Below are 17803 nucleotides of genomic sequence, written 5' to 3' on the forward strand. Positions count from 1 at the left end.
GTAACCGGGAACAGGATGGAAAGCGCCATTGGAACAGGAATGACAGGGCGAGGCGAGGGCGTTTTCCCGCGAATTTGTCTGACATCAGGCAGCACCCGTCAGGCTGCTTTGCGCTAAGGTCTGGACTTTCGTTTTTTTGGGTGGCGCGGGCATGTCGCGGCTGATTCGTCCTGAAGTCTGGAAGCTCGCCGCCCCGGTGCTGGTCGAGCAGCTGTTCGTGAATCTGCTGGGCAGCCTCGGCGCAATCATGGCGGCGCGCCTGGGCAGTGAGCCGGTGTCGTCGATCGGTAACGTTGAAGCCTTCACGCTGGTGGTCAGCTCCTTGTTCTCGGCGCTGGCCATCGGGGCGACGGTGGTTGTGGCGCAGTGCATCGGTGGTGGGCAGCGCGAGCGGGCTGCGGGCGCTGCCCAGCAGGCGCTGGCCTCGGGCCTGCTGATGGCACTGCTGGTCGCAGCGGCGGCCGGGCTGTGGGCGCGCGAGCTGCTGGCCTTGCTGTATCCGGGGGCGAGCAGCGTGATGGTGGAGCACATGCACCAATACCTGCTGTGCGCCGCGGCTACCTATCCGCTGACTGCACTGACCCTGCTGGCCTGTGGCGTGCTGCGCGGCGCGGGCGATACGCGTCTGGTGATGCAGGTCAATTCGCTGGTCACCCTGCTCAATGTGTTGCTCGGTTATGCGCTGATCTATGGTTTCGAGCTGCACACCGGCTGGTTCACGCTTGGTGTGCCACGCCTCGAAGTGCTCGGGGCGGGGCTTGCCCAGTGGTTGGCGCGCCTGGGCGGAGTGATCTTCCTGATCTGGGCCTGGCGTCGTAGCGGGCCGCTGTTTCCGCAGCAGGGCTGGCTCAGCTTCCGCTTCGATACGCGTCTGCTCCGCTCGCTGTATTCCATCGGGATTCCGGCGAGCGTCGAGTCGCTGGCCTTCAACGGCGGCAAGCTGCTGGTGCAGGTGGTGGTGATGAGCTTTGGGCCGGTGGCCGTGGCGGCCAACTACATCGCGTTCTCGATCGCCGGGATCATGAATATCCCCGGCAATTCCCTGTCGGTGGCCAGCACCACCCTGGTTGGGCAGGCTGTTGGCCGCGGCGACGAGGATGCGGCTGCCGCCAGCATGCGCTACATGCTGCGCCTGGGTTGGTGCGTGACGGCCGCCATCGCGCTGGTTTTCAGCCCGCTGGTGCCGACGGTGGTCAGTCTCTACGCCACCGAAGCGGCCGTGCAGCACCAGACCAGTGTGCTGGTGTGGCTCAACTGCGCCTTCCTGATCGCCTTTCCGACCACCTTCATCCTGCCCAACGGCCTGCGCGGTGCGGGTGACGCGCGCTTCGCGATGATCACCACCATCATCGGCATGCTGCTGTTCCGCATCCTGCTGGGCTATGTGTTCGGCCTGCTGCTGGGGTGGGGCATCGTCGGGGTGTGGCTGGGCATGTTCACCGACTGGTTGCTGCGCAGCGCGCTATATCTATGGCGTCTTGGTAGCGGGCGCTGGCGCGGGCGGCGTCTGGCGGCCTGAGTGCGGGGCGACGAAGGGAGATCAGCCGGGCTTCAAGCTTGCTTACCTGCATCTGTGTCAACAGGCTGAACGGTCGTTGCCGGAAGGCCTGATGGCGCTACCCTTACGGGTGAAAGCTGCGGTTGCCTGAAGGCTGCTGCACACACTGAATGAGGCGGACCTAAGCCTGCCCGCCCCGAATGGAGAGATGCGTGGAAAAGCAGTGGTTTCTGGAGTCGATCGCCGCGGATGGCTCGCACATCACGTACACCGTGAATGCGCTTCCCTTCCGTGTTGGCCGCGACTCCGAGAACGAGCTGGTGGTGACCACCCTGGGCCTGTCGCGCCATCACGCCATGCTGACCCGCGATATCAGCGGTCTGTTGCGCCTCACGGATCTGAACAGCACCAATGGCAGCTTCGTGAACCGTGAACGGGTGGAAGGCTCTCGCCTGCTCAAGGAGCATGACATCATCCACTTCGGCACGGCCGAATTCCGCCTGCGTCAGCGCGAGCTCGAATCGGAGCAGGCTCAGGTCATCACCGCCAATGACATGCGGACCATGCTGGTGCCCAATGGCATGCTGCTGTCCGAGTACTTCGTGCCGAACGAGGCCGAGTTCATGGAGCTGCTCGATGGTCACGGTCTCTCCGGCGCCGCCCAGCCCATCGTCAGTGCGATCGACAACTCGATCTTCGCCTACGAACTACTCGGGCGTGCCAATCATCCCCTGCTGCCGCCCTCGCCGATCCGCCTGTTCGAACTGGCCAGTTCGCTTGATCGTGAAGTGGAGCTGTCGCGGGCTTTCCGCCGCTTCGGCATTGCCAGCATCGCACCGCGCCTGCTGGGTTTTCCCCTGTTTGCCAACACCCATCCCAAGGAAACCTTCAGCGCGGAGTTTTTCGCCTCGCTGATCGAGTTGCGCCAGAGCATGCCCGAGCTGGATCTGGTGGTGGAGATCCATGAAACCGCGGTGACGGATCTCAATCGCCTGCGCGAGCTGACGGCTCAGTTCAAGGATATCGGCGTGCGTTTTGCGTATGACGATTTCGGGGCCGGTCAGGCCCGCCTCAACGAATTGGGTGATGCGCCGGCGCACTTCGTGAAGTTCGACATGGGCCTGGTACACGACATCCATCTCGCCAGCCCGCGCAAGCGCCGCGTGGTGAGTGATCTCGTCAAGCTGGTGCTGGATCTGGGTTCGGTGCCGCTGGCTGAAGGCATCGAAATGCAGGCCGAGGCCGAGATCTGCCGCGAAATGGGCTTCCAGCTGATCCAGGGCTTTCTCACCGGCAAGCCGATTCCGGCCGAACAGTTCTGAGTGTGAAAACGCCGCGCGGCCGGCACGGCGTGTCTCCAGGCCTGTGGCCTCAGTAGCTGGGCCAGCCACCCGAGAATTTCAGATCGCTGATCAGCAGCTTCGGCGCGTCATTGGCCGTCGTGGCATCGTAGGCGTGCCGGGCGATGATGCTGTAGCCATTCTCGCGGTAGATATCCTGACCGCCGGGGCCGACCCAGCGCGAGTTGCCCGCGTCGAGCACGCTTGAATAGCCATTTGTCATCTTCTTGCCGGACAAGTCGCCCATCAGGCGTGGCGTGCCGGCCACAGTCGGGTGATCAGCGCAGCGACGCCACAGATCAGGCCGACGAGCGCAACCCCGCGCCAGCCGGCGTGTGCCAGTGCCAGGCTGCCGATGGCCGAACCGGCTGACATGCCCACGAACATGCCGCCGATCAGCACCGCGTTGAGGCGGCTGCGGGCTGCCGGCTCCAGCCCGTAGATGATGCTCTGGTGCGCGATCAGCGCGGCCTGGACGCCCAGATCGAAGAGCAGGGTGCCGGCGATCAGCAGTCCAAGGTTATGCGGGGCGGCGGCAAAGGCGGCAAAGCTTGCGATGACCAGCACGGCGCCCGCGCGGGTGACCGGCTCGGGTCCGCGGCGGTCGGCAAAATGCCCGGCCAGGGGGGCCGCCAGGGCACCCACGGCACCCGCCAGGCCGAAGGCGCCGGCGATGGCGCTGCCGAATCCGAAGGGTGGCTGTAACAGCATCACGGCCAGCGTTGACCAGAAGGCGCTGAAGGCGGCGGACAGGCACAGCTGGGCCAGTGCCGCGCGGCGCAGCGCGGGATGGCGCTGCCACAGCGTCACCAGCGAACCGAGCAGGCGCAGATAGGGTTCGCGGGTGGTGGGCGCGAAGGCCGGCAGGCGGCGCTGCATGATTACGGCAAGGCCCAGCACCGTGAGGGCCGCGGCAATGAACATGCTGCGCCAGCCAAAGGCCGCAGCGACCGTGCCGGAGACCACGCGCGAGAGCAGGATGCCCAGCAGCAAGCCCATCATCACATGGCCGACGATCTTGCCGCGCTTCGCTTCGGGGGCCAGCGTGGCCGCGGCGGGTACGCAGTCCTGTGCCACCGAAGCCGCGATCCCGATGGCCAGACTGGCGGCGCAGAGCTGGAGCAGGGACTGGGTCATGGCCATGGCGAACAGGCCGGCGGCCAGGACCACCAGTTTCACCAAGATCACCCGGCGGCGGTCATAACGGTCACCCAGTGGTGCCAGCAGCAGGATGCCGATCGTGTAGCCGATCTGGGTCAGGGTCGGGATGCGGCCGATAGCGGCGGGCGAGGCGCCCAGCTCGCTGGCCAGCAGGCCAAGGATGGGCTGGTTGTAATACAGGGCGGCGCAGGTCAGGCCCGCCGCACAGGCGAGCAGCACGACCAGCATGTTGTCGAGTCCGCGCGGGAGAACCAGGCCATCGGCGGTGGTGGAGGAAGCAGGGGGGGTCATGATGCGTTTGGGGTGGGGAAGGGGTGGGCAGAGTGTGTCGTGTAGCCGTAAAGCACGGAAGACGTATGTTGTGCAGAACTGTTATACATTTTGTGCATGAGCACTTCGCCCGATCGCTTGCTGCTGACCCAGACCTTCATCCGCATTGTTGAAGCCGGCAGCCTGTCCGCGGCGGCTGCGCAGATGAATACCAGCCAACCGACCATCAGCCGTCGGCTACAGGCGCTCGAGCGCTCGCTGGGCCTGAGCCTGATCCTGCGTTCGACCCATGCTTTGCGCCTGACTGAGGCCGGCGCGCGCTATTACACCCGAGCCAGGGAACTGGCCCTGGCCTGGAGCGAATTCGAATCCGATCTGCGTGGCGCGGTGGATGAGCCGCAAGGCCTGCTCCGCGTAGTGGTGCCGCATGCCTTCGGCCAGAATCACCTGATCGGGCCAATGGCCGCTTTCCTGGCGCGCCATCCGCGCGTGTCGGTTGAATGGCTGCTGCATGACACGCCGCCGGACTTTGTTGCCGAAGGGATCGATTGCGCGGTCCGCGTTGGCGAAGTCAGCGATCCTGCTGCGGTGGCTATCCGCATCGGCGAAGTGCCGCGGGTGCTGGCCGCCGCGCCGGCCCTGCTGGCCGGACGTGCCCTGCCGCAAACGCCGGAAGCCCTGGCCGAAATGCCCTGGCTCGCATTGCTGCCCTTCTACCGCAAGGAGGTGCGCCTGCAGCGTGGCAGTGAGACTCATCTGCTGGCGATTGAGCCCCGCGTCACCACCGACAGCCTCTACGCCATGCGCAATGCCGCGCTGCTGGGGGTCGGCGTGGTGCTGGCCTCGGAATGGCTGTTGCGCGACTCCTTCGCCAGTGGCGAGCTGATCCAGCTGTTGCCGGAGTGGCATGGCGCACCGCTGCCGGTATATGTCACCTATCCCTATGCCGCGTTTTATCCCGCCAAGCTGCGCGCTTTCGTCGAGGCTATGCGCGACACGGTGCGTCTGCTCGGTTGAGGCGGCGCGCGGCTGTGCAACAATCACGGCCCCTGACTGTCCGTCCGCCATCATGCCTGCGCTGCTGCGTCGCCTCGATCAACCGCTGCTCCTGCTGGTCCTGACGGTTCTGTTCTGGTCCGGCAACTGGGTGGTCGGGCGTGGCTTGCGGGCCGATGTGCCGCCGGTGGCACTGGCCTTCTGGCGCTGGGTGATCGCTTTTGCCTGCACCCTGCCATTTGCCTGGCCCTGTCGCGCCCAGGCCTGGCCCGCGCTGCGTGAGCACTGGCCGATCCTTCTGATCCTGGCCCTGCTGGGCATTACCGCTTACAACACCCTGGCCTATCTGGGCCTGCAATACACCACGGCCACCAATGGCGTGCTGCTTAACTCCTTCATCCCGGTGGTGATCCTGGTGCTCGGCTGGGGTTTTCTCGGCAAACCGGTGCATGGGCGTGCGCTGCTAGGCCTTGGCGCCTCGCTGCTAGGTGTGCTGGTGATCGTGGCGCATGGCGAGTTCGCCCGCCTGCTGGGCCTGAGCTTCAATCCGGGCGACCTGTGGATCATGGTCTCGGTCTTCGTGTGGGCGGCTTACACTCTGCTGCTGACGCGCCGCCCGGCCGGGCTGGAGCCGATGCTGCTGCTGGCCTTGCTCACCGCCATCGGCGTGCTGGGGCTGGCGCCCTTCTACCTGTGGGAGCTGGCGCAGGGGCGCAGCATTCATTTTTCGGCCGGAGCGCTGGCTGGCATGGCCTATACCGGCATCTTTCCGGCCTTTCTCGGCTATGTCTTCTGGAATCGTGCCGTGGCCCAGGTGGGCGCGGCTACGGCCGGCCTCTTCATCCACCTGATGCCGGTGGCTACGCCACTGCTGTCAGCGCTGTTCCTCGGCGAGGCGCCCCGGCTCTACCATCTGGCGGGTATGAGCCTGATCATCGGCGGGATTTTCATCTCTACGCGGCGCGCCTGAAGTCGCCAGCGCCAGTCAGCGCGGACGATTCGGGCAGGTTGAGCAATGTGCGGCGTTCCGCGCTAAAGTAGCCATACGCACCGCAGTGTGCGGCCCCAAAAAACCGTCCAGAGAGCCCGACCATGACCACAGTCCGCCAGATTCTCGACAGCAAGAAGTCCGCCCAGATCATTTCCGTGAGCCCGGCCTCTACGGTTTTTGATGCCCTGACGCTGATGTCCAGCAAGGATGTCAGTGCCGTGCTGGTGCTCGAGAACGAGCGCCTGGTGGGGATCTTCACCGAGCGCGACTACGCTCGCAAACTGATCCTGCAGGGCCGCAGCTCCAAGGACACGCGGATTGGCGACCTGATGACCCAGAACCTGCTGACCATCTCGCCCTCGCAGACAGTGGATGACGTGATGGCAATCATGACCGAGAACCGCTTCCGCCACTTGCCGGTCGTGGAGCGTGGCCAGTTGATCGGCATCGTCACCATCGGCGATGCGGTGAAGGCCGTGATCGATCAGCAGCAGCAAACCATCAAGCAGTTGGCCGGCTACATCTCGGGGGATATCGCGCCTGGCATGTGAGTTTCGTCATCCGCCACTCAGGGCCGCCCGCGGGCGGCCTTTGTTTTGCCCTGAAGATGAGTCTGATTCTCAATACAGCGTTGATTTTATTGATTAATTTTGATGGTGGCCGGGTTTTTTGAGTCAAGCGGTGGGATAATCGCCGCCGCTCAAATTCAAGCGTGTGCCCCATGAGTCGCAAGAAGAACGTCGCCCTCCTTTCCGTTGCTTCCAATACCCTGCTGATCGTTCTCAAGCTGGCGGCAGGGGTGTTGTCCGGCTCGGTGTCGATTATTTCCGAAGCCATCCATTCGATGATGGATCTGGTTGCGGCGGTGATTGCCTTCTTCGCCGTGCGCTTGGCCGATGTACCGCCTGATGAGGATCATCCTTACGGTCACGAGAAGTTCGAAAACGTGTCGGGCGTGATTGAAGGCGTGCTGATCGTGGTGGCCGCGCTGTGGATCATCATTGAAGCGGTGCACAAGCTGGGCAGCCCCGAGCCGATGCAGGCGGTGGGCTGGGGCGTGGCAGTGATGTTCGTGTCGGCCCTGGTCAACACCCTGGTGGCGCACCAGCTCTACAAGGTGGCGCGTGAAGAGCAGTCGATGGCGCTGGAAGCGGACGCCCTGCACCTCAAGGCCGACGTGTACACCTCACTCGGCGTGGGGTTCGGCCTGGCCGCGATCTGGGCGACCGGCTGGCATCAGCTTGATCCGCTGGTGGCGATCGCCGTGGCGCTGTTCATCCTGAAAGAAGCGGTCGAGCTGATCGCCAAGGCCTTCGCGCCGCTGATCGATGCCAGCCTGCCGAAAGAAGAGATCGAGGCGATCCACGCGGCACTGTCTCGCCATGCGCAGGATTTCATCGATTACCACGAGCTGCGTACGCGCCAGTCCGGCAAGATCCGCCATGTTGACCTGCATGTGCGCCTGCACCGCCACACCACGCTGGAGAATGTGCATGTCCTGTGCGACCGCCTGGAGTCAGAGATCGTGCGTAGCGTCGAGCACGCCAAGGTGCTGATCCATGCCGATCCCTGCAAGCCCGGTTGTGCCTGTAGCGATCAGGCCTTCTTGCGCCCGATCAGCAGCACGCCGGCAATGACCAGCGTTGCGCCGACGAGCTGAATCGTACCCAGCGACTCACCAAGGAAGATCCAGCCGAACAGGATGGTCAGCACCGGGCCGAGGGTGCCGATCATCGAGGTGGGGCCGGCGCCAATGCGGCGCATGGCCACCGCGATCAGCCAGATCGGCAGCACCGTTGACACCAGTGCCATGGCGAGCCCCAGCGCATGTACCTGCCAGGGCTGGATGAGATTCGCCAAGGGCCGCATCACGGCGAACTGGGCGAGGCTCAGGAGGCAAGCGATGGTCGAGGCGAAGGCCGCGACACGCGTTGCTCCGAGGGTCTTCACCTCCTCGCCGCTGAGCATCAGGTACAGCGCATACGAAAGTGTGCTGCCGAAGACCAGCACGCAGCCAAGCAGCACATTGCTGCCAGCGTGGGCCGGATCCAGATCATGGCCCACGGCCAGCGCGATGCCCAGATAACACAGGCCCATTGGCAGATACAGCGCACGGGCCAGCGGTTTTTTGAGGAACACGGCCGAGAGGATCACCACCAGGGTCGGGTAGATGAACAGGATCAGGCGTTCCAGCGCAGCCGTGATGTAGTGCAGGCCGAGGAAATCCAGATAGCTGGCGAGGTAGTAGCCGGTGAGGCCCAGCACCCCCAGCATGCCCAGATCACGACGCGAGAGCGGGCGTGGTTCGCGCCGTGATACCGAGATGCCCATCGCAATGAAGAAGGGCAGGGCATAACCCATGCGCAGCGCCAGCAGGGTTTCGGCATCCACGCCGTAGCGGTAGGCCAGCTTGACGAAGATCGCCTTGAAGGAAAAGCACACCGCACCGAGTACGGCGAAGGCGAAACCGGAAGCCTGGGTCAGACGCAGCATGTCAGCGGTTTTTCGTACGCAGCCAGGCCTGCAGCTCGTTGAGCAGCAGTGCGCCGATGACCACGCTGCCGCCCTGCAGGGTCGCCATCGAGGGCACTTCGCCGGCACCGAGCCAGGCCCATAGCGGTCCGAACAGGGCTTCGAGCAGCCCCAGCAAGGCAATCTGTGGTGCCGCGAGGCTGCGCGCGGCGACCACCATCAGCATGCAGGGCAGACCCAACTGGAAGAAGCCGAGGCTGGCGAGGATCAGCAGATCGTGCGCCGTAGCCTCTAGCGGCCAGGCAAACGGGAGCATGGCCAGCGCCGAGAAACAGGCGCCGAGGCATACCGCCGGTACCAGATCCACGGCATGCCCGGAACGTTTGAAGAGGATCACGTTGGTCGAGGCCGCCAGCGGCACCACGAAAGCCACGCCCATGCCGAGCAGATCGCGTGCACTACCGGCGGCGACCCCGCCGGCGAAAATCCAGGCCATTCCACCAACGGCCAAAGCAATGGCCAGCCAGGTCGCCAGCGCCACTCGCTCGCGTAGCACCAGCCAGGCCAGCAGGGCGGTCACTAGCGGGGTGGCGCTGCTCACTACCAGGGTGTTGCTGGTGCTGGTGAGGGTCAGGGCGAGCATGAAGCAGGAAAAGGTGATGCCCCACATCAGCCCCGAGGCGAGCAGCGAGCGGCTCGGCCGGCGCAGGCTGGCCAGGGCGGCATGGCCGTTGGTGGCGGCCAGCGCGGCGATCACGAAGGGCGCGCAGAAGGCGCTGCGCCAGAAGGTCACCTCGAAGCTGCGGGCCGCATCCAGATGGCGCGTGAGCACGCCGGCAATGCTCCACAGCAGGGTGCATAGCAGCATCACCGCGATCGCGGCTGGGCGATTCAGGCGTCGCGTGAACATCCTCAGCTGCTGCCCAGCAAGGCGTCGAGCTCTGCGGCCTCGTCGTCTTCCTCGACCACCGGGAAGCTGGCGCGTACCGAGTCGAGGATGGGCATCGGCAGACCGCTCTTGAGGTCGATGAAGACCCAGGCGGTTTCGGCGCGGGCCAGCACCTGCCGGTCACTCTCACGCCAGAACAGGTATTTGCGCGTGCTGCTGCGCTCGCCTACGCCAGCCACCCAGGTCAGCAGCGTGATCGGGTCATGCAGCACGGCAGAGCGCAGGTATTCGATGAAGTGCGAGCGGATCACCCAGCTGCAGCGCTCCTTGAAGTAGCGCTCCATCGGCCAGCCCAGATCGGTGGAGTGAGCAATCGCCACATCCTGCATCCAGCGCAGGTATTCGATGTTATTGACATGCTTGAGCATGTCGATGGATTCGGGCGGAACCGTGAAGCGATGGCGGTAGATGCGGGTCATGGCCGGCGGGGGAAAGACATACCGGCACGTATTGTGCCATGCATCAAGCCGGCAGCAGTTCGCTGAAGGCCTCCGGCAGCAGGCAGGTCTGCAGGCTACGCTGGGTGAACAGGAAACGCCCGTCGCAGACGAAGCCCAGCTCTTGCCAGTCGACGGCGGTATTGAGCAGCGCGATGGCGCGGTCGAGGTCCAGCCCGGCATGGCGCGGGAACAGGGCCAGGATGGAGCCATCGAAATTCCGGCAGGGATGCGTGAAGAAGGGTTGGGCGCGGCGCGTCTTGCCGTTCACATAGATGCGTGGTGCATCGCTTACCGGATGACGCCGGCCCCAGCGCCACCAGTTGCTTTCGTCGAAGGGCTTGATGCGGCGGGCTAGCAGCGCCGCTTTGTGAGCCTCGAGGTGGGGGTGCTGGATCTCGTAGAACATGCGCCGGGTTTCGCCGGTTTCGATGCTGCGCGAGCAGACGAAATCGAGATTGCCTTCCGGGTGCGTGAAGATCGCATCCGCGCCGGAGACCGCACCCACCTTCACGTCAAACAGGCTGGCCAGTGGCAGGGCATATTCGCCGCGCAGGAACATCAGCTGGCCGTCGACCAGCGCGAAACGGCGGCCGTCGTGCAGGCGGCGGTCGAAGCGATCCTTCTCGAAACGGAAGATCGCGCAGTTCGGCACGTAGGCACCGAAGATGCCGCTGTCGCCAGTCTCGATGAAATCGGTGATCGTGCCCTGTTCGAAAATCCAGGCGTTGAGCTTGCGCGCCGCGGTGAGCTTGATGAAGTCGCGCGGCACGATGAAGATCAGCTCGCCGCCGGGTGCCAGATGGCGGATGCACTTCTCGATGAAGAACAGGTAGAGGTTGCTGCGCGAATCAAACAGCGCCATGTCCAGCCGCTTGCGGGTCTGCGGCAGGATGTCCTGATAGCGCACATAGGGCGGGTTGCCGATGATGGTGTCGAACTTCTCGCTTGGCGGGTAGGCGAAGAAATCCATCTGCAGGGCGCCGGCTGGGGCCACCCGGCCATCCAGCTCGATCGCTACGCAGCCCGGCAATGCGTTTGCAAAGGCGCCGTCGCCACAGGAAGGCTCCAGCACCCGACCGCGATTGCGCCGCAAGGCCAGCATCTGCGTCACCACGGCGGGTGGCGTGAAGACTTGACCAAAATGTTCGACGGGGTGGAAGGGCACGGCGGTGGTGCGCGAAGCAAAACGCGCATTCTACTCGCGTGGGCGAGCCCCCCGGCGCGCCAGCCGGTAGAATGCCGTCACCATGTTCATGATGCCCTGGATAGCCCGCCTCACCCGCTCGCGCCTGCCGCTGGGGGTGATCCTGCTGGTGCTGATCAATCTCTTCGTGTTCTTCGCCCTGCAATCGCGGGACGAGAAGCGCTACGAGCTGATGGTCGACTACTACGCCGGCAGCGTACTGCCGAACATCGAGTTGCCGGCCTTTGAAGCCCATCTGCGCAAGGAGGGCGAGAGCAAGAAGCTCAAGCGCCTCGAGGCCATGAAGCAGGCCAAGGCCTTGTTCCCCGCCCTGCGCATGATGGAAGCCGACGACAAGTTCATGCGTGCGTTGCATGCCGGGGAGGTGGTCACCGATGCCCATCTGCAGTACGAGGACTGGCTGCGTGCCCGTCACCAGTTCGAGGCCATGCAGGCGCGCTTGTTCACCGAACGTTTCTCTTTCGACGGTGAGCATCCGAAGTGGTACACCGCCATTACCCACCAGTTCCTGCACGGCGATCTGGGCCACATTACCGGCAATCTGGTGGTGCTGATCCTGATCGCACCGGCGGTGGAAGCACTGCTTGGTACCGTGCCCTTCCTCGTCGTCTACCTGCTTGGCGGGCTCGGCGCGGTGGGCATGCACTGGCTGCTGATGTCTGGCGCGGCCGGTTCGCTGGTTGGCGCTTCGGGCGCGATATCGGCCGTGATGGGCGCTTTTGCGGTATTGCTCGGGATGCGCCGGATCCCCTTCTTCTATTTCGTGTTCTTCTACTTCGATGTCGTCAAGGCGCCGGCCCTGCTGGCGCTGCCGCTGTGGTTGGCCAACGAGGCGATCCAGTTCGTGTGGTTCTCCGGCAGCTCCAACGTGGCCTATGGCGCGCACTTCGGTGGCCTGCTGGCGGGGGCTTTGCTGGTGCTGCCGCTACGCCGCGCCGCCCTGGCCCGGCTGCAGGCGGTAGACGAGGAGGGGAGCGATGAGGAAACGGCGGACGGCAAGCCGGCGCCACGCCCGGCGGCCGAACTGGCCGTGCTCGAAGCGCGCCGCCTGATGGCTGCGCAGCGCTTCGACGATGCCCGGCGCGCCTACGCGCGGGTGGCGCGGGAAGCTGGCAGTCGCGTCGACTTGTTGCGCGAGAGCCTCAATGTGGCACGGCTGGCGCCGGCCAGTGCCGAGTACCACGCCATCGTAGCCAGCGCCCTGGCCAGCAAGGGTCAGGATGCAGCCAGCCAGACCCTGGTGCGCGAATGCTTCACGGAATACCTCAAGCAGGCCAAGCCGCGGCCGCAACTGGCGCCCGAGCTGATCGCCGTGCTGATCGAGCGCTTTGCTGAAAGTCGCAGCCTGCCGGAGCTGGAACGTTGCGCCCGCCTGCTGCAGGCGAGTGCACCGGCGCATCCGGGGCTGGATGTGATCCTGGCTCGCTGCGTGCAGGTCTTGCGTGCAGGTGGGGCCTTGCAGCCCGCGATGGAGATTGCTCAGCTACGCAGCGCAAAGCCCATGTAGGTGCGGCTGCAGCCGCAGCCCCTGTTACCTCGCCGGGCTACGCCGGCCGAAGCCGGCCCTACTTCTCAAGCTGCGGGGGCTGAAGCCGCGTTCTTGCGCATGCGGCGAATGATGTCGCGCAGGCGCAGCGCCTCTTCCACGCGTGGGTGTTGCGGATAGCGGTTGCACAGGGTCAGCAGGAACTTGTCGGCCAGCTCGTCCTTGTGCAGATCGTCGCAGAGGATGCTGCCCCCGAGGAAATACACTTCGGGTAGCAGCGGATGGTTGCGGAACTGCTTGTCGAAGCCGTTGAGGATGTCCATCGCACGCTTCGGCTCACGATTGGTACGGGCGGCTTCGGCCAGCTGCAGCACGTGGCTGGCCTCTTCCAGCCGGAACTCGGGCTGGCGCTCGCGGCAGCGCTGCCAGGCCTCCAGTGCGCCCTTGCCCTGGGCGTTGCGCAACATCAGCGGGATCAGGCGCAGTGAGTGGTTGATCAGGCGATCATCCTTGCCGGCCAGGTGCAGTAATTTGTTGTAGCGCTCCTGCGCGGCGATATTCTGCGGATCAAGGCGCTGCGCCTCGTATGCGACTTCGAGCGCCTGATCGATCTGTCCCTCGGCAATGAAGGCCGCGATGCGCTCGGATTCCTCATCGCTTTGCGACTTCACCGGGGCCTTGCCACGCCGGCCCGGCAGTACTTCCACTTCCAGCCCCAGCGCCTCGTGATACTGGTAGAGCACATAGCCCAGCATGTTGAAGGCGATCAGGGTGAAGTGCATGGCGACTGCCGTGATCAGCCAGATCACGCCCGCCAGGGTTGGCTTGATGGCCGGGAAGAAGTTGCGGATGCCTTCCATGGCAGCCTCGAAAGCCACTTCATCCTGCGCCTGGAAGGCCTGCTGGGCAGCCGCCTGGAGAGCCTGCCATTTCATGAACAGCGGCAGCAGCTTGGCTTCGCCCATCTGCATGACGAGGAACATCTGTCCGGCTGACAGGAAGAACAGGAACACGCATAGCAGCGCATAGGGCTTGCCGACGCCGCTCATGACATCCCAGCTGGCGGCCGGATTCAGACCGGTGCCGAGACTGCGGCTGACCACCATGGCCATCAGCGCGGCCGGGGTCACCACGGTGACTGCGAAGTTGGCGAGCATGCCCATGGTTTCGCCCAGCAGCGCCGCGATCAGGCCGACGAAGAAGGCCGGGATCACGAACAGGGCCATGATCTTGTAGGGCATGTGGGCCAGCGAATCGTCCGGCAGGGGCGAGTAATCCGACACCGACAGGCGCCCGACCGAGGTTTCGTGCAGCACGCGGCTGCCGAAGCGCAGCAGGAAGACCCAGGCCAGCAGGGACAGGCCGCCGATCAGCACGACCAGTGCGCCGGGGCTGGTGCCGAAGGCACCCAGTGCTGGAATGGCCGCGAACACCAGCACACGCCACAGGGCGGAGGGTTGCAGCGGGAACAGGAAAAAGCGCGGCACGCGGGTCCAGAACGGCGCAATCAGGGAAGAGGTGCTGCTAACCATGCTGTGCGCTCCGCGCGAACCCGGGAAACCCCGGATTATGCCTAGCAGATGCCACCCTGCCCACTTGGCTTAGGGGTATTCCGGAGCGGGGTGCTGAAAATTTCACGCCCCAGCCGTGATTTCGGCAGGGGCTTGCGATGCTTTGCCCAGAAGCTCTTGTACCCCGGACTCGGCTCAGCGACGCTTGCCGCCCAGAATGGAGCCCAGCACGCCGCGTACGATCTCGCGGCCGATGGAGCTGCTTATGGTGCGGGTCAGGGTCTTGGCGGCGGTCTGCACGAGGCCGTCGTGCTGACCGCCGCGTGGGCCGGTCTTGCCAAAGAGGATCTCGCCGAGCGCGCCATCAAGCAGACCTCCGCCCGCTTGCCCGGCTGGGGTACCGGGCGCCGGGCTGCCGGCGGGCGCAGCGCCTGTCGCAGGGGCTGCGCCGGCACCGGCGCGCAGCTTTTCGTAAGCCGATTCGCGATCCAGTGCTTCTTCATAGGCGCCATACACCAACGATCCGTTGATCGCGGCGTTGCGTTCGTCCGGTGTCATCGGGCCGATGCGCGAGGCAGGCGGCAGCACGAAGGCGCGTTCGACGATACTGGGCGTGCCCTTGGTGTCGAGGAATGAGATCAGCGCTTCGCCCACGCCAAGCTCCATGATCGCGGTTTCGGTGCTGAACTTCGCATTCGCGCGCATGGTCTCGGCGGCGACTTTGACGGCTTTCTGGTCGCGCGGGGTGAAGGCGCGCAGCGCGTGCTGCACTCGGTTGCCAAGCTGGCCGAGGACTTTCTCGGGCACATCGAGCGGGTTCTGGGTCACGAAGTACACGCCCACGCCCTTGGAGCGGATCAGGCGCACGACCTGCTCGATCTTGTCGACCAAGGCCTCCGGCGCATCCGAGAACAGCAGATGGGCCTCGTCGAAGAAGAACACCAGCTTTGGTTTTTCCAGATCCCCCGCCTCGGGCAGGTTTTCAAACAGCTCGGCGAGCAGCCACAGCAGGAAGCTGCCGTATAGCTTGGGCGAGTTGTAGAGCTTGTCGGCGGCGAGGATGTTGATCACGCCGCGGCCCTGCTGGTCGGTCTGCATTAGGTCCGCGATGTTGAGCATTGGCTCGCCGAAGAACTTGTCGCCACCTTGCTCTTCCAGCGTGAGCAGGCCGCGCTGGATCGCGCCGACGCTAGCGGCGGAGACGTTGCCGTAGTCGGTGGTCAACTCGCGACCGTGCTCGCCGACCCACTGCACCATGGCGCGCAGATCCTTGAGATCCAGCAGGAGCAGGCCGTTGTCATCGGCGACCTTGAACACGATCTGGAGCACACCGGCCTGGGTCTCGTTCAGTGACAGCAGGCGGGCCAGCAGCAGCGGACCCATGTCCGAAATGGTGGCGCGCACCGGGTGGCCTTGCTCACCGAACACGTCCCACAGTGTGGTGGTGAATTTTGCGGGCTCCCAGTCCGTCACGCCCAGCGCATCCAGGCGCTCCTTGAGCTTGGGTTTGAGTTCGCCCGCTGCGCCGATGCCGGAAAGATCGCCCTTCACGTCGGCTAAAAAGACTGGCACACCGATGCCAGCGAAGGACTCGGCCAGCTTCTGCAGGGTGACTGTCTTGCCGGTGCCGGTGGCGCCGGTGATCAGGCCGTGGCGGTTGGCAAACTGGGGCAGCAGGGCAAGATCAAGTTCTCCGCTGCGGGCAATGACGAGGGGCTTGGACATGGATTCTGGCCTCGGAAAGAGTGAGCGTACTGATACCTGCGGAATGTAATCCCCGCTGTTGCAGACTGCAAAAAAAACGGGCGCGATGAACGCGCCCAGAAGGGGGGAAACCGGGAGGATACGAGCGGCTATTCCTTGCAGCTCGCCGTGCATTGTTCGAAGGCGCTCTGGCAGTTTGCGGCGCGGCCACAGCTGTAGAGCTTGTTGCCGCACGCCAGGGTGCAGTTGTTCCACTGTGGCGTGGCATTCGGCGCATCGAGCTTGAGTGCGTTACCGCTTGTTTTTGCCTTGGCCTTGGCGGGCTGGGCGCCGGAGCAGCCGGCGAGTTCCAGGCTGCGTGCCGGGCCCGGCACCAGCGGCCAGACTTCCGGCGAGAGCTCCAGATCGCTCTGGATGGCTTCGACACCGGCGTTGCCTTTGAGCAGGCCGGAGCGTTGCAGGGTGTCGAAGGCCCAGCAGTCGGCGCGCTTGACCTGCTCAGTACTGCGCTCGCGATCAATCGGCTGGCCCAGGCGGGTGATCGCGCAGGCGTGGGCATAAAAGAAGGCGCGGGTTTCGGGCAGTAATTGCGGCATCAGGCTCGGGTTGTAGGCGATCACCCGGTTGCCTTCCAGCAGCAGGACGTCGACCAGTTGGGGCAGGGCCGGATCTGCTTTGCTGGCGACCGGGCGATTCATGCCGTCGGTGCAGCCGGCGAAGCTGAAGTTAACGGTGGGGGCGGCCAGCGCTTGGGCGCTGCCCAGACACAGCAGCAGGCTGGCGAACAGGTGGAACAGGGTTTTCATGACTTTCTCCGGCGGATGAACTGAATCTAGCAGGGAACCCCTGCTCCTTCGGCTGGCTGACTGATAGGCGGCTGTATAATCCGGACCTTTGCAAATCCAGCCTAATTTAACAGGGGAGCACCATGGCCGGTCATTCCAAATGGGCCAATATCCAGCACCGCAAGGGGCGTCAGGATGCCAAGCGGGGTAAGGTATTCACCAAGCTGATCAAGGAAATCACTGTTGCCGCCAAACTGGGCGGCGGCGACCTGGGCAGCAATCCGCGCCTGCGCCTGGCCGTGGAAAAGGGTAAGGCCGAGTCCTTGCCCAAGGACAACATCGAAAACGCCATCAAGCGCGGTACTGGGCAGCTCGAAGGCGTGGTGTATGAAGAAGCGCGCTACGAAGGTTACGGCATTGCTGGCGCCGCAGTGATCGTGGACTGCCTCACCGACAACAAGGTGCGCACCGTGGCCGATGTGCGCCACGCCTTTTCCAAGTACGGCGGCAACATGGGTACCGATGGCTGCGTGGCCTTCCAGTTCAAGCACTGTGGCACCTTGATGTTTGCCCCGGGCACGAATGAAGATGCACTGATGGAGGCCGGCCTCGAAGCGGGGGCGGAAGATGTGGTGACCAATGACGACGGTTCGATCGAAGTCATCACCGGGCCCTGGGAATTCACGGCGGTGAAGGAGGCGCTTGAGGCTGCAGGCTTCAAGGCTGAATTCGGCGAAGTCACCATGAAGGCGCTGAACGAAACCGAACTGGGGGCGGAGGAGAGCGTGCGCATGCAGAAGCTGCTCGATGCGCTGGAATCCCTCGACGACGTGCAGGATGTGTATACGTCCGCAGTGATGGACGAAGCCTGATCCCTCGTTCATGCTTTGCCCGGAAGGCGGCGCATTCTGCGCCGCCTTTTGTTTGGAAGCCGAATGCCCCTGACCCCGTTGCTGCTCGTTCTGCTGGCCGCTCTGATTCATGCCAGCTGGAATC

Annotated in this window: 17 protein-coding genes; 8 read left to right on the top strand and 9 right to left on the bottom strand. The window is 64.4% G+C overall.

Annotated elements, in window-relative coordinates; genetic code table 11:
* The first annotated feature begins 151 nt into the window (after window positions 1-151).
* A complete protein-coding gene (locus Q3Y64_RS10685; RefSeq protein ID WP_303561681.1) occupies window positions 152-1519 on the top strand; it encodes an MATE family efflux transporter in 1368 nt (455 codons plus the stop codon).
* A 191-nt stretch (window positions 1520-1710) separates the two neighbouring features.
* Window positions 1711-2820 (top strand): EAL domain-containing protein, encoded by a 1110-nt coding sequence (locus Q3Y64_RS10690; protein ID WP_101940649.1) that lies wholly within the window; start codon window positions 1711-1713, stop codon window positions 2818-2820.
* A 49-nt stretch (window positions 2821-2869) separates the two neighbouring features.
* Here Q3Y64_RS10690 and Q3Y64_RS10695 read toward each other — a convergent pair whose 3' ends face one another.
* Both Q3Y64_RS10695 and Q3Y64_RS10700 read right to left on the bottom strand, forming a co-directional pair.
* Window positions 2870-3085 (bottom strand): hypothetical protein, encoded by a 216-nt coding sequence (locus tag Q3Y64_RS10695; protein WP_303561684.1) that lies wholly within the window; start codon window positions 3083-3085, stop codon window positions 2870-2872.
* Window positions 3085-4290, bottom strand: coding sequence for an MFS transporter (locus Q3Y64_RS10700; RefSeq protein WP_303561686.1), 1206 nt, complete (start codon window positions 4288-4290; stop codon window positions 3085-3087). Before Q3Y64_RS10700 ends, Q3Y64_RS10695 begins: the two co-directional genes overlap by 1 nt.
* A 96-nt stretch (window positions 4291-4386) precedes the next feature.
* Here Q3Y64_RS10700 and Q3Y64_RS10705 point away from each other — a divergent pair, with 96 nt between their 5' ends.
* The 4 genes from Q3Y64_RS10705 (at window position 4387) to Q3Y64_RS10720 (ending at window position 7916) form a co-directional block, all read left to right on the top strand.
* Entirely contained in the window at window positions 4387-5286 is a 900-nt protein-coding gene (locus tag Q3Y64_RS10705) for a LysR family transcriptional regulator (protein WP_303561688.1), read from the top strand.
* Between the two features lie 52 nt (window positions 5287-5338).
* A complete protein-coding gene (locus tag Q3Y64_RS10710) occupies window positions 5339-6235 on the top strand; it encodes a DMT family transporter (RefSeq protein ID WP_303561690.1) in 897 nt (298 codons plus the stop codon).
* A gap of 122 nt (window positions 6236-6357) precedes the next feature.
* A complete protein-coding gene (locus Q3Y64_RS10715) occupies window positions 6358-6807 on the top strand; it encodes a CBS domain-containing protein (RefSeq protein WP_101940653.1) in 450 nt (149 codons plus the stop codon).
* Window positions 6808-6977: 170 nt separating this feature from the next.
* Complete coding sequence (locus Q3Y64_RS10720) at window positions 6978-7916, top strand: cation diffusion facilitator family transporter (RefSeq protein WP_101940654.1); 939 nt, start codon at window positions 6978-6980, stop codon at window positions 7914-7916.
* On the opposite strand, the gene Q3Y64_RS10725 is transcribed toward Q3Y64_RS10720, so the two are convergent.
* The 4 genes from Q3Y64_RS10725 to Q3Y64_RS10740 are packed head-to-tail and all read right to left on the bottom strand — an operon-like array spanning window position 7853 to window position 11219.
* Window positions 7853-8749 carry a DMT family transporter gene (locus Q3Y64_RS10725; protein WP_303561694.1) on the bottom strand — a complete coding sequence of 299 codons (897 nt, stop codon included), beginning with the start codon at window positions 8747-8749 and terminating at the stop codon, window positions 7853-7855. The two genes, Q3Y64_RS10720 and Q3Y64_RS10725, sit on opposite strands and share 64 nt — an antisense overlap.
* Before the next feature lies 1 nt (window position 8750).
* Complete coding sequence (locus Q3Y64_RS10730; RefSeq protein WP_254048173.1) at window positions 8751-9638, bottom strand: DMT family transporter; 888 nt, start codon at window positions 9636-9638, stop codon at window positions 8751-8753.
* A 2-nt stretch (window positions 9639-9640) separates the two neighbouring features.
* Window positions 9641-10096 (bottom strand): thioesterase family protein, encoded by a 456-nt coding sequence (locus tag Q3Y64_RS10735; RefSeq protein ID WP_303561697.1) that lies wholly within the window; start codon window positions 10094-10096, stop codon window positions 9641-9643.
* A 43-nt stretch (window positions 10097-10139) separates the two neighbouring features.
* Window positions 10140-11219, bottom strand: coding sequence for a class I SAM-dependent methyltransferase (locus Q3Y64_RS10740; protein ID WP_303561716.1), 1080 nt, complete (start codon window positions 11217-11219; stop codon window positions 10140-10142).
* A gap of 145 nt (window positions 11220-11364) precedes the next feature.
* Between Q3Y64_RS10740 and Q3Y64_RS10745 the strand changes: the two genes are divergently transcribed.
* On the top strand, window positions 11365-12828 hold the full coding sequence (locus Q3Y64_RS10745; protein ID WP_303561699.1) for a rhomboid family intramembrane serine protease: 1464 nt from the start codon (window positions 11365-11367) through the stop codon (window positions 12826-12828).
* A gap of 65 nt (window positions 12829-12893) precedes the next feature.
* Here the strand turns inward: Q3Y64_RS10745 and Q3Y64_RS10750 are convergent, their stop codons facing one another.
* From Q3Y64_RS10750 to Q3Y64_RS10760, 3 genes are all read right to left on the bottom strand, one after another.
* Window positions 12894-14339, bottom strand: a complete 1446-nt coding sequence (locus Q3Y64_RS10750; protein ID WP_303561701.1) for a lipopolysaccharide assembly protein LapB — start codon at window positions 14337-14339, stop codon at window positions 12894-12896.
* A gap of 174 nt (window positions 14340-14513) precedes the next feature.
* Window positions 14514-16043, bottom strand: a complete 1530-nt coding sequence (locus Q3Y64_RS10755) for a helicase HerA-like domain-containing protein (RefSeq protein WP_303561703.1) — start codon at window positions 16041-16043, stop codon at window positions 14514-14516.
* Window positions 16044-16171: 128 nt separating this feature from the next.
* On the bottom strand, window positions 16172-16828 hold the full coding sequence (locus tag Q3Y64_RS10760) for a hypothetical protein (RefSeq protein ID WP_101940660.1): 657 nt from the start codon (window positions 16826-16828) through the stop codon (window positions 16172-16174).
* Between the two features lie 122 nt (window positions 16829-16950).
* Between Q3Y64_RS10760 and Q3Y64_RS10765 the strand changes: the two genes are divergently transcribed.
* Window positions 16951-17679: a YebC/PmpR family DNA-binding transcriptional regulator gene (locus Q3Y64_RS10765; RefSeq protein ID WP_303561706.1), complete on the top strand. Its 729-nt coding sequence runs from the start codon at window positions 16951-16953 to the stop codon at window positions 17677-17679.
* Window positions 17680-17803: the final 124 nt, after the last annotated feature.

Source organism: Uliginosibacterium sp. 31-12 (assembly GCF_030548425.1).
In the GTDB taxonomy this organism is placed as follows: Bacteria; Pseudomonadota; Gammaproteobacteria; order Burkholderiales; family Rhodocyclaceae; genus Uliginosibacterium; species Uliginosibacterium aquaticum.